Below are 11,405 nucleotides of genomic sequence, written 5' to 3' on the forward strand. Positions count from 1 at the left end.
TGACGGCGTTAGATTAGATATAAAAAAACCCGCGATTGCGGGTTTTTTGTTATTTGATTATCGAATCGCTTCAAAGAAACTTGTACCGGCTTCAAAGTCACCTTTCATGCCGATTAACTGACCACTGTCATCGAAAGAGAGTATCAATTCTTTTTGCTCAGGCTCTGAATGGCCAGGTTTCAGCCATTGAACGAAGTACCAAGTGTTTGGATAACCTGATTCGACCAACATGGGTGGACCGAGTAAGAATTTGACCTGTTCTTTGGTCATGCCAAATTTCAGTTCTTCAACAGAACTTTGGTCGATGTAGTTTCCCTGATTGATATCTATACGGTAAACCAGCTTGTTAACCCAAGAGCAGCCTGAAAGGCTGGCTAGGACAAGAGTGACCGCAACGACGAGTTTCCAATGCATGACTTCTTACTTCATTTCCAAAATAGGGGACGATGATAAACAAGCGAGTGAGAGAAGTAAAAAACTCTTCTCTCAACTTGGTTGTTCGACCGTGCTATTTGAAAAAAGTTTCTTTTCAGATAAACACTATGCAGCCACTAACAACTCTTTGGCATTTGCCAGCGTGTGTTCTGTTATTTCACTACCACCGAGTAAACGAGCTAGCTCTTGCACCCGTGCAGAGATATCAAGCAGTATCATGTTGGTGGAGGTGGTTCCTTTCTCGCTTGTTTTGGTAACAAACATTTGCTGATGACCGCAACCTGCAACCTGCGGTAAGTGGGTGACACACATAACTTGCGTGGACTCGCCAAGTCTGCGGAGCAGTTTCCCTACAATGGCTGCTGTTGGGCCGCTGATGCCAACGTCGACTTCATCGAAAATCAAACTTGGTGTATCCACTTTTTGAGCGGTAATCACTTGAATGGCTAGCGAGATACGTGACAGTTCACCACCAGATGCGACTTTTCCTAATGCTTGCATAGGTTGGCCTGGGTTAGTGGAGACCAAGAACTCGATGCTATCTACCCCCATTGGCGAGAGGTGACTCTCCGGTTGGCTGTTAAGGGCAATATGGAATTTGCCATGTTGCATGCTAAGTTCGTGCATACTCGCAGAGATAAGCTTATCCAACTCTTTAGCGTATCGCTTACGGCTCTTACTGAGTTTCTCTGCGGAAGCGAGACAAGCCTGATGTTTCAATTCAACGTCTTGTGTGAGCTGTTCAATGTGATTGTCACTGTCATTGAGTGAGTCCAATTCGGATATCAATGCTTGATGAGCATCATAGAGTGCTTCAGGTAGCACCTGATGTTTACGAGACAAACGCATAATGGTTGCCATGCGATCGTCTAGATAGTTCAAACGTGCAGGATCCATATCCAGTCTATCCATATAGCTGGTGATCTCATGGCTGGTTTCTTGAACTTGAATGCAAGCTTCGTCCAACATCTGCATAAGCGGTGTGAACTGGCTATCCATCGTCGTTAATTCAGCCAGTTTTTGTTGGGCATATTGCAACAGAGAGAGCGCATTGTTGTCTTCGTCTTCACTAAGCGCTTGAATCACGCTTTGGCTACAAATTGCAATATCGCCGCAGTTAGATAAACGTTTGTGTTCCTCTTCTAGTTCAGGGTACTCCGTTTCTCCCAATGCAAGCTCATTGAGCTCACTGACTTGATATTCGAGTAGCTGTTTTTGCGCCTCGAAGGCTTCTTTGTTTTTCTCAAGTTGCTTTAGTTCATTGCGCTTCGCTCGCCATTCTTGATAACGCTGACGCATGGTCACAAGAAGATGTTGATGACCAGCATACTGATCGAGCAAAGTAAGCTGGTAATCATTGCGCATCAAAAGTTGGTGGGCGTGCTGACCATGAATATTAATCAGGTGCTGACCTAAAGATTTTTGTTGTGAGGCGGGCACTGGGCTGCCATTGATGAAGGCTCGAGAGCGTCCCTCTTTGGTGATCACTCGGCGCAAAATGCACTCATCGCCATCAGTTAGCTCATTATCTTCAAGCCATCGACGTGCTGCTGGATTGTTCTGCAGATGAAAGAGAGTCACGATCTCTGCTTTATCTTCTCCGGGGCGAACCATGGATGCATCAGCACGATCACCGAGACAAAGGCCAAGTGCGTCGATGGCTATCGATTTACCTGCGCCAGTTTCACCAGTGATGGTGGTCATCCCTGAATGGAAGTCGAGTTCTAACGCTTTAACAATGGCAAAGTTTTGAATCGTGATGTGCGCCAGCATGAGTGAGTACCTGTATCTATAAACACCTGTTTGTAATTACAGTATATACTGTGTTTGTATACAGTAAAGTCGTTCAGATCCAGTTAGGGGATAATTTTGTGATATTGGTAACGAAAAAGAGCAGGCTAGGCCTGCTCTTGATGTGGAAATTCCGAATTTAATCTTCTCTGTTGGGTCAGAAGAGCTTGCTAGACCAACCCAATTTAGTCCGCAACGTTTTGTAGTAATTGTAATTTTTAGGGTGAATTAGCTTCAAAAACGAAGGACTTCGATAGATGTGAACTTCGTCCCCAGGATTCACAGGCAGTGAGACTTGGCTATCGCAACTGACTTCCAATGTGCTTCCATTGTCTGGCGACACGACCAATTTAATATGGCGTTTGGCATCGACGACCAAAGGGCGGCTGGAAAGTGTATGAGGGAACATGGGTACCAGCGAAATCGCATCAAGGCTAGGCGATAAAATCGGGCCACCACCAGATAAGCTATATGCGGTAGAACCCGTAGGCGTAGAAATGATTAAGCCATCCGAGCGCTGCGAGAATGCAAAGTTATCATCGATGTACACTTCAAACTCAATCATATGAGCGACTTGACCCGGGTGCAGCACAGCTTCATTGAGCGCGGCATTGTGGCTCTTAATCTGCCCATGTCGATGCACTTCAGCTTCAAGTAAAAAGCGCGGGTCTTCGACGAATTCTCCTGCAAGGACTTCTGATAGGGCAAGTTCGTAGTCATCGGGATCGAGATCGGTAAGGAAGCCGAGATTGCCACGGTTAACACCAATGACGGAGATATCGAAGCGAGAAAGTACGCGAGCCGCTCCAAGCATATTGCCGTCACCACCAATGACGATAGCCAGATCTGCTTTCGCTCCCATCGAGAGAAGGTCGTGAAAATCTTCGGCTGGCACATTGATGTAACTATCCAGTCGATTATCGACAAGCGTTCGATAGCCTTGTTCTGTTAGCCAGTAATACAGTTTTTCGTGTGTTGCTACGGCTTCGGGGTTTCGCGGCTTACCAACCAAAGCAATTGTCTTAAAACGCTTTGACATCTTAGAGATCCTGCGCTGTCTAATGACTTGATTATATACCTAATAATTAAATGAAATCCTGCTCCTTCATGCAGAACATCGCTATCAAAAGGTAAAATCTTGGTATGTCGTCTCAAGAGACACCTTGAAACGTAGCCATACATCCCCATAATAAGCAAAACCGTCGAGATTGATGCCCCAATGCTAATAAATTTGGGGTTCAACACAGTGTATTGTGTCGGAGAGAGCATGAACAAAGAAGAAAACAAGATCCAGGACGAAGAGTTGCAAAACAATTCTGTTGAAGCACAAGACGAAAATGCCCTTGATGCAGAAACTGACGCAATGATTAGCCGGATTACTGAGCTTGAAGCGGCGCTTGAAGCAAGCGAAGAGAAAGTGAAAGAACAGCAAGACAGTGTGCTGCGTGCTCGTGCTGATATTGAGAACATGCGTCGTCGTACTGAGCAGGAAATTGACAAAGCGCGTAAGTTTGCGCTTGAGCGATTTGCTAACGAACTGCTACCTGTTATCGACAACATGGAGCGTGCGGTTGAAATGGCTGATAAGCAAGACGAAGCCATCAAGCCAATGCTGGAAGGCGTGGAGCTGACGTTGCAAACCATGAAAAGCTCGGTAGAGAAGTTTGGCTTGAAAGAGCTTAACCCTCACGGCGAACCTTTCAACCCTGAATTCCACCAAGCAATGTCTATTCAAGAAAGTGCAGAGCACGCGCCGAATACCGTTATGTTGGTGATGCAAAAAGGTTACGAGTTGAATGGTCGTGTTGTTCGTCCAGCAATGGTTATGGTGTCAAAAGCGGCACCAGGAAACGTTGACGAACAGGCATAAGCCTCATATTAAAAAAAAGCCCGCTTTTTGCGGGTTTTTTTGTGTCTGGGCCTTGAAAGCCCAGAATGCGCCCTTATCTAAGGGGCATCAAAAAAGAAAATTTAAAATTTTTCTTGTGCAGGGTTGAACCCTAAACCGCGGCCCCCATATAAGGGGTAACGCAATATAGACGTAAGACGAATTTCGGAGAAAACCTAATGGGTAAGATCATTGGTATCGACTTGGGTACTACCAACTCATGTGTAGCAGTACTGGACGGTGACAAGCCACGCGTAATCGAAAACGCTGAAGGCGATCGCACAACGCCATCAATCATCGCGTACACCCAGGATGGTGAAACTTTGGTAGGTCAGCCAGCTAAACGCCAGGCTGTAACCAACCCAGAAAATACGCTTTATGCAATCAAGCGACTGATTGGTCGTCGTTTTGAAGATGAAGAAGTTCAACGTGACATCGAAATCATGCCTTTCAAAATTGTTAAGGCTGACAACGGTGATGCTTGGGTAGAAGCGAAAGGCCAAAAAATGGCAGCTCCTCAGGTATCGGCTGAAGTTCTTAAGAAAATGAAGAAAACTGCTGAAGACTTCCTTGGTGAGGAAGTCACTGGCGCGGTTATCACTGTACCTGCTTACTTCAACGATGCTCAGCGTCAAGCAACGAAAGATGCTGGCCGTATCGCAGGTCTAGAAGTAAAACGTATCATCAACGAACCAACTGCAGCGGCACTTGCTTACGGTTTGGATAAAGAAGGCGGCGACCGCACTATCGCGGTATACGACCTTGGTGGTGGTACTTTCGATATCTCTATCATTGAGATTGATGAAGTTGAAGGCGAGAAAACCTTCGAAGTTCTGGCAACCAATGGTGATACTCACCTAGGTGGTGAAGACTTTGATAACCGTCTGATTAACTACTTGGTTGACGAGTTCAAAAAAGACCAAGGTATCGATCTTCGTAAAGATCCACTTGCAATGCAGCGTGTTAAAGAAGCAGCAGAGAAAGCGAAAATCGAACTGTCTTCTGCTCAGCAAACTGACGTTAACCTGCCGTATGTAACAGCAGATGCAAGCGGTCCTAAGCACATGAACATCAAAGTGACTCGCGCGAAACTTGAGTCACTGGTTGAAGATTTGGTTATTCGTTCACTTGAGCCGCTTAAAGTTGCTCTTGCTGATGCTGACCTGTCTGTTAGCGACATCAATGACGTTATCTTGGTGGGTGGTCAAACCCGCATGCCAATGGTTCAGGCTAAAGTGACTGAATTCTTTGGTAAAGAACCACGTAAAGACGTGAACCCAGACGAAGCAGTTGCTGTTGGTGCAGCGGTTCAGGGTGGCGTACTGTCAGGTGAAGTTAAAGACGTGCTATTGCTAGACGTGACTCCACTGTCCCTAGGTATTGAAACCATGGGCGGCGTGATGACTAAGTTGATTGAGAAAAACACCACGATTCCTACAAAAGCGAATCAAGTGTTCTCAACGGCGGATGACAACCAAAGCGCGGTAACTATCCACGTGCTTCAAGGTGAGCGTAAGCAATCAACCTACAACAAATCACTAGGTCAATTTAACCTAGAAGGCATCAACCCAGCACCACGCGGCATGCCACAAATTGAAGTAACCTTCGATTTGGATGCTGATGGTATTCTGCACGTGTCTGCTAAAGATAAGAGCTCTGGTAAAGAGCAGAAGATCACTATCCAAGCGTCTGGTGGTCTGAGCGACGACGAAATCGAGAAAATGGTTCAGGAAGCGGAAGCGAACAAAGAAGCAGATAAGAAGTTTGAAGAACTTGTTACTGCTCGCAACCAAGCTGACCAACTAGTACACGGCACTCGCAAGCAAGTTGAAGAAGCAGGCGATGCACTACCAGCTGACGAGAAAGAGAAAATCGAAGCTGCAATCAACGAGCTAGAAGAAGCGCGCAAAGGCGAAGATAAAGAAGCCATTGATGCGAAAGTTCAAGCTCTAATTGCAGCATCTCAGAAGTTGATGGAAGTTGCACAGCAAAAAGCTCAAGCAGCTCAATCACAAGATGCCGGTGCTGAAGCGAAGCAAGACGACGATGTTGTTGATGCTGAGTTCGAAGAAGTTAAAGACGACAAAAAATAAAACCCGCTAATTAGCCGTTTTATTTCGCACGGGCGCAGGAGGGATCTCCTTCGCCCGTAGTTGTATGATGCGAAGCGATATAAATTAGCTTTGTATAGAAACAGGTGACAAGTAGAACATGTCAAAACGTGATTTTTATGAAGTACTTGGCGTAAGCCGTGACGCCAGTGAACGCGACATTAAAAAAGCGTACAAACGCCTGGCGATGAAGTATCACCCAGATAAAAACCCGGGTGATGAATCAGCCACCGACAAGTTTAAAGAAGTTAAACTTGCTTACGAAATCCTGACTGATGCTCAAAAACGAGCAGCTTACGATCAATATGGTCATGCGGCATTTGAACAAGGCGGTATGGGCGGCGGCGGCGGTTTTGGTGGCGGCAACGCAGACTTCAGCGATATCTTTGGCGACGTGTTCGGTGACATCTTTGGTGGCGGTGGTCGTCGTGGCGGTCAAACTCGTGCCCAGCGTGGTGCGGATCTACGCTACAACATGGAACTTACCCTCGAAGAAGCTGTTCGTGGTGTTAACAAAGAAATTGATGTTCCTACCTATGTAAGCTGTGACCCTTGTAGTGGCAGTGGTGCAAAACCTGGCACATCACCACAGACTTGTGGCACATGTCATGGTCAAGGCCAAGTGCAAATGCGTCAGGGTTTCTTTGCGGTTCAGCAAACCTGTCCAACCTGTCATGGTCGTGGAAAGATCATCAAAGACCCATGTGACAACTGTCATGGTCAAGGCCGTGTTCAGAAAACCAAAACACTTAGCGTTAAAATCCCAGCAGGTGTCGATACCGGCGACCGTATTCGCCTAACCGGTGAAGGTGAAGCGGGAGAATATGGTGCACCAGCGGGTGATTTGTACGTTCAAGTACATGTCCGTGACCACCATATCTTCACACGTGATGGCAACAACCTTTACTGTGAAGTACCGGTGAGCTTCACGATGGCAGCATTGGGTGGTGAGGTTGAAGTACCGACACTTGATGGCCGTGTGAGCTTGAAAGTGCCATCTGAAACTCAAACTGGTCGTATGTTCCGCATGCGCGGTAAAGGCGTTCAGTCTGTTCGCGGTGGTGGTTTGGGTGATCTGATTTGTAAGCTGGTGGTGGAAACGCCTGTTAACCTAAGCAGCAAGCAAAAAGAATTGCTAAAAGAGTTTGAAGACTCTTTAGGTGGTAGTGCGGCTAAAAAGCACAAGCCGAAATCGGAAGGCTTCTTTGATGGCGTGAAGAAGTTCTTTGATGACCTGACAAGCTAAGACTTAGAAAAGAAAAACCGGCGAAAGCCGGTTTTTTTATATCCAACATTTATTGTTTAGGGCGACACCATCTTTGTTTTGGTTCGATTGTTCAGAACCAGCATTGATGACCATGATGTAGCAATCAGTATCATTTTTTTGTTTAGACGTTGCCTTTGGTGTGGCCTTTAACTTGTAGGCATTATTTCCCGTACCTCCTACCTCGATGCTGAAAGTGTATTCGTCTGATAACTGACAACTTGTACAATTGATTGCGGCAGGATAAGCCCCGCCAATTGTGTACTGTTGTTCAACCCAAACTTGCAGTTGATACAGATCCGTCTGTACTCGGCTTCTTTCTGACTTAATTACATATTGTCCGAAGGCAGGAATCGAGATTGCAGCGATAGCACCGATTATGGCCACGGCTACCAATATTTCGATCAACGTCATACCAGTTTGAAACGTTCGAGTTCTCAGTGTCATAAATTGTTTCGCCATACAGGATATTTGCTTACGTACCAGAGGGATAAATTATCTCTGTGTTAGCATTCAGACAAGTTGTGTGGGAATAATTGGATGTTCAGTGTGGGTAAATGGAATCGACAGCGCGGATTGAGTCTAATTGAAATGATAACCACTCTGTCGGTGTTGGCAGCGGTCACAGCGGTTGCTGTTCCTAATTATATGTCAGCGCATAAAACCGCTGTGGTTGAAAATAAAGCAATCCAATTACTCTCCGTACTTGAAATGGGGCAATCAGAGTCGCTGAAGCGTCACCGCCATATTTATGTTCACTACGTACCCACTTCTGAGATTGCGGATGGCTGTATTGGTTTAAGTGAAAAGCCAGACGTATCAAACTTTGACTGCTCCGATAGTGAAGGGTTGAAAAAAATTGCCCTTGACCGCTCAGGAACGCTATCTGTTCAAGAACCTGAATTAAACGCCCCGTCTAAGCTTTTTCATTTCTCTCCGATGACCGGACTTCCTTCTAACAATAAAACAGTGAAATTGACGTCGGGTACAGAAACTGGAAAAGAGTCAGGTGTCATGATTCGTCAATACTCTGGCCTAAAAGGGTGTAGCAATACCGCGATTGGAGATTGGGAGTCTTGCCCATCATGAATGGATATCTTTCTCGGGGTTATACCCTGGTTGAAATGATGATTGGTATGACGGTTAGCCTCGTTGTGCTTGCATCATCAATGGCGCTATTTTCTGTTAACACCAGTATGGGAAGCCAACAACTTCAGAGCGACTTTCTGCACACTCATATCAATTCGTTAGCAGCCAATATGAAGCGCGAAATATCGAGAGCAGGCTTTTGCTATGACTGTACTTCTGTAAACCCTTTTATTGTTGAAGGGAGTTCAGGCGGCAATTCTTCAATACTTATTGATGACAGCGCTACACAGCTCGAAGGCGCTTGTATTCGTTTTGCTTACAACCATGATAAACGTTTAGGTGCATCAACTTATGGAAAAGATGATGCAAAAGGGTATCGATTAGGCACAGATCCTGATGGAAACTCGGTTATTGAAATCTATGAAAACTGGAAAGGGTTAGATAACTGGAATTGTAGTAGTGATAGTTCTGGTGGCGGCCTTAGTGGCTATTGGCGAGATATGACTTACGAAAGAATAGTGATTGATACGCTTTCTTTTACGAGATCGAGTTTCTCAGGGGTTGGTGGAAGTTCGAACACGCTTCAATCTGTAGAAGTATCAATTACCGCCTCATTAAAAGCAGATCCAACCATGACGGATACGGTTGTATTTTCTGTTTCAATTCCTAATGTGGATGGTTAGTGATGAATAGTCAAAATGGAATGGCAACACTCGCTGCAGTCAGCGGCATCTTAATCGTGATCGCTTTGTTCTCTGTATCTGTGGCGAGTTCTGGGTTGGGAGATATAAAGAAAGCTCAGAACTTGGTCGAGGATACGAGACAGCGAGCAAACGCAAAGGCGGGGTTAGATTGCGCAATCGCCGTGTTTGAGCAAAAAGAACTTAATCCAAAGGATGCTGACTACAGCGATTCGTCATTCAACGAGTGTGCGAGCGTGACTACCAGCAGCATTACAATCGTAGGTACTGAGAGCCCTTGGTCTTTAATCTCCTCTTCCGGCTATGCCAAATACACAGCCTTAATAAGTGGTGGCGGTGGTACGGCGTCGGCATTTAAAACGTCAGGAAGCATTGTGCTTGAAGGCGGTAACCGTTGGATCCCGGCGAAGGGAGAGTTAGTAGGCAAGGAAGGGAATACAGAAATCTATGAATGTCTTGCCATCATTGCGGGGGGAGATGTCACCATTGACACTGGAGATTCTACTGCAAAATTTGAATCTCAGCTTCTCGCCACCAACAATGAACAATGTAAAGAAGGGTTTAGTACCACAGTCGCTTCAAATACGATTAAGACAAATGACTTTGAAGGCGATATTTTGGATCATCAGCCGGGTATGAACTTGTTTAAAGAAAAGTTTCGGGAGGACAAAAGCAATTGGGAAAAGGTGAAAAGTGGCTTTGATGCCTCATTAAACACTTCGGGCACGACGACTATTGATAATGGTAATGGTACGGTGACGGTCAAAAGCAATGTCGAGTTGTGTGGGAAGGAAATTACAGAGAAAAGAGACGGTATTGTTGCACAGGGAAGCCATAACGAAGGCCAATTAGTAACAATTTGGGTTGATGGTGATTGCAATATGGCCGACATGGCAAGTGACAGTAGTAACCCTGTTTTTATCGTAGTGAAAGATGGTGTTATCGCGTATCACGGGGCATTGGCTAATTTTAATGGCTCCATTTTCCAGTTCAACTATGAAAGAGAGAACTTTCTAGACTCTTGGTTAGAGGTTAGTGAGACGACTGATGAGAACGGTGACCTTGTTACTACAACTTCATGTACTAGTGGCCCAATGGCATTCTTTTGCGATTTGTTTGATGAGCCGAGTTCGTTGGGGCTGGAACTAGATAATTGGAAATATCTTCCTTTCTTATTCAATGGTTCATTTGATACCAGAGGTAGTTACATCGTCGACGTAGAGAAAGGAACCTCGAAAGTGTTTGGTGCTTTTACGCCTGGTTACGATGAAAAAATTGATAACCCTGAATTTTTCCCATCTCAACCTAAACTCGTCAAGGCTAGCATTCATGACTTCTAACCGCGGATTTTCATTGATTGAAGTACTTGTCTCTATTGTCGTTGTGGCTTTGTCTGGGATTGGGACGTTGAAGCTGTATAGCTATATGGAAGTTGAAAAGGCCAATGCGGCCATGTTCGTTGAGGCAAAGCTGATTGCTGAATCTCAATTGGCTCTTCTTCAAACCGTTAACACCATTGGATCAAGTTGTGCAGAAAAGACGTTTGCAAACATTCAAGATTGTATCAATGAGCAAGATGAAGGTAGTCCTTTTATTGTAACCGTCACTAGCATCAAATCTTTAACGCATGAAACCGCAGCTGGAGAAGAAACATATGGAAAAGTCTACCAAGTAGCAGTGGCATGGACGGACAGAAACAATGAAGGAAAAACATTGGCAATTCCTGTTTCTGTGTCTAAATACACCAATCTGCTTGAATAATGCGCGAACAGCACTGTTTTGTGATGTTTTTCACATAAAGCCCTTGCCAAGATCCCAAGCCTCCCTATAATGCGACCTCACTGACACGGCGACCTGCTCCACACGGAACAAGAAGCCCACTCAGTACGGCGAAAACGGCTTCAAAATTGATTGAAAATAAACGCTTGACGTTAACGACTCAATCAGTAGAATGCCCGCCTGCTTCAACGGAAAAGCCCAGTGCTTCTCGCGGTTGAAGGGAGTCAACAAGACGTTTTGAAGGTTGYGAAAGCAACGTTGAAAAATCTCAAAATTTCTTCTTGACTTCATCGCCTGGCAGCGTAGAATTCGCAGCCCTGACGATGAGAAGACGACTCGAAAAGAGC

The 11,405-nt window shown here is 45.4% G+C and carries 11 protein-coding genes; 7 read left to right on the top strand and 4 right to left on the bottom strand.

Annotated features, from left to right (window positions below):
* Positions 1-57: 57 nt before the first annotated feature.
* The 3 genes from bamE to nadK all read right to left on the bottom strand — a co-directional run bounded on the left by bamE (position 58) and on the right by nadK (position 3,265).
* Positions 58-414 (bottom strand): outer membrane protein assembly factor BamE, encoded by a 357-nt coding sequence (gene bamE / locus L4D06_RS24145; protein WP_429741982.1) that lies wholly within the window; start codon positions 412-414, stop codon positions 58-60.
* Between the two features lie 126 nt (positions 415-540).
* Entirely contained in the window at positions 541-2,208 is a 1,668-nt protein-coding gene (gene recN / locus L4D06_RS24150; protein ID WP_429741984.1) for a DNA repair protein RecN, read from the bottom strand.
* Positions 2,209-2,383: 175 nt separating this feature from the next.
* Positions 2,384-3,265: an NAD(+) kinase gene (gene nadK, locus L4D06_RS24155; protein WP_274166715.1), complete on the bottom strand. Its 882-nt coding sequence runs from the start codon at positions 3,263-3,265 to the stop codon at positions 2,384-2,386.
* A 228-nt stretch (positions 3,266-3,493) separates the two neighbouring features.
* Here nadK and grpE point away from each other — a divergent pair, with 228 nt between their 5' ends.
* From grpE to dnaJ, 3 genes are all read left to right on the top strand, one after another.
* The gene (gene grpE / locus L4D06_RS24160) at positions 3,494-4,096 is read left to right on the top strand and encodes a nucleotide exchange factor GrpE (RefSeq protein WP_429741986.1); all 603 of its coding nucleotides are present in this window, start codon (positions 3,494-3,496) and stop codon (positions 4,094-4,096) included.
* Between the two features lie 197 nt (positions 4,097-4,293).
* Positions 4,294-6,207, top strand: a complete 1,914-nt coding sequence (gene dnaK, locus L4D06_RS24165; protein WP_274166713.1) for a molecular chaperone DnaK — start codon at positions 4,294-4,296, stop codon at positions 6,205-6,207.
* Positions 6,208-6,325: 118 nt separating this feature from the next.
* On the top strand, positions 6,326-7,471 hold the full coding sequence (gene dnaJ / locus L4D06_RS24170) for a molecular chaperone DnaJ (protein WP_429741989.1): 1,146 nt from the start codon (positions 6,326-6,328) through the stop codon (positions 7,469-7,471).
* Positions 7,472-7,507: 36 nt separating this feature from the next.
* Here dnaJ and L4D06_RS24175 read toward each other — a convergent pair whose 3' ends face one another.
* Entirely contained in the window at positions 7,508-7,951 is a 444-nt protein-coding gene (locus tag L4D06_RS24175; RefSeq protein ID WP_429741990.1) for a type IV pilin protein, read from the bottom strand.
* Between the two features lie 78 nt (positions 7,952-8,029).
* Here L4D06_RS24175 and L4D06_RS24180 point away from each other — a divergent pair, with 78 nt between their 5' ends.
* From L4D06_RS24180 to L4D06_RS24195, 4 genes are read left to right on the top strand one after another with little or no spacing between them, the layout of a single operon-like run.
* Positions 8,030-8,578 carry a pilus assembly FimT family protein gene (locus L4D06_RS24180; protein ID WP_274166710.1) on the top strand — a complete coding sequence of 183 codons (549 nt, stop codon included), beginning with the start codon at positions 8,030-8,032 and terminating at the stop codon, positions 8,576-8,578.
* Positions 8,575-9,261 carry a PilW family protein gene (locus L4D06_RS24185; protein WP_429741992.1) on the top strand — a complete coding sequence of 229 codons (687 nt, stop codon included), beginning with the start codon at positions 8,575-8,577 and terminating at the stop codon, positions 9,259-9,261. Before L4D06_RS24180 ends, L4D06_RS24185 begins: the two co-directional genes overlap by 4 nt.
* A gap of 2 nt (positions 9,262-9,263) precedes the next feature.
* On the top strand, positions 9,264-10,619 hold the full coding sequence (locus L4D06_RS24190; protein ID WP_429741993.1) for a hypothetical protein: 1,356 nt from the start codon (positions 9,264-9,266) through the stop codon (positions 10,617-10,619).
* Complete coding sequence (locus tag L4D06_RS24195; protein ID WP_429741995.1) at positions 10,609-11,040, top strand: type IV pilus modification PilV family protein; 432 nt, start codon at positions 10,609-10,611, stop codon at positions 11,038-11,040. The genes L4D06_RS24190 and L4D06_RS24195 overlap by 11 nt, the downstream gene beginning before the upstream one ends.
* The last annotated feature ends 365 nt before the right edge of the window (positions 11,041-11,405 follow it).

The organism is Enterovibrio makurazakiensis, assembly GCF_050336585.1.
Lineage (GTDB): Bacteria > Pseudomonadota > Gammaproteobacteria > Enterobacterales > Vibrionaceae > Enterovibrio > Enterovibrio gelatinilyticus.

Coding starts and splice junctions, on each gene's coding strand:
- dnaK (WP_274166713.1), top strand. CDS start 4,294: ATGGGTAAGATCATTGGTATCGACTTGGGTACTACCAACTCATGTGTA.
- L4D06_RS24185 (WP_429741992.1), top strand. CDS start 8,575: ATGAATGGATATCTTTCTCGGGGTTATACCCTGGTTGAAATGATGATT.
- L4D06_RS24190 (WP_429741993.1), top strand. CDS start 9,264: ATGAATAGTCAAAATGGAATGGCAACACTCGCTGCAGTCAGCGGCATC.
- recN (WP_429741984.1), bottom strand. CDS start 2,208: ATGCTGGCGCACATCACGATTCAAAACTTTGCCATTGTTAAAGCGTTA.
- nadK (WP_274166715.1), bottom strand. CDS start 3,265: ATGTCAAAGCGTTTTAAGACAATTGCTTTGGTTGGTAAGCCGCGAAAC.
- dnaJ (WP_429741989.1), top strand. CDS start 6,326: ATGTCAAAACGTGATTTTTATGAAGTACTTGGCGTAAGCCGTGACGCC.
- bamE (WP_429741982.1), bottom strand. CDS start 414: ATGCATTGGAAACTCGTCGTTGCGGTCACTCTTGTCCTAGCCAGCCTT.
- L4D06_RS24195 (WP_429741995.1), top strand. CDS start 10,609: ATGACTTCTAACCGCGGATTTTCATTGATTGAAGTACTTGTCTCTATT.
- L4D06_RS24180 (WP_274166710.1), top strand. CDS start 8,030: ATGTTCAGTGTGGGTAAATGGAATCGACAGCGCGGATTGAGTCTAATT.
- L4D06_RS24175 (WP_429741990.1), bottom strand. CDS start 7,951: ATGGCGAAACAATTTATGACACTGAGAACTCGAACGTTTCAAACTGGT.
- grpE (WP_429741986.1), top strand. CDS start 3,494: ATGAACAAAGAAGAAAACAAGATCCAGGACGAAGAGTTGCAAAACAAT.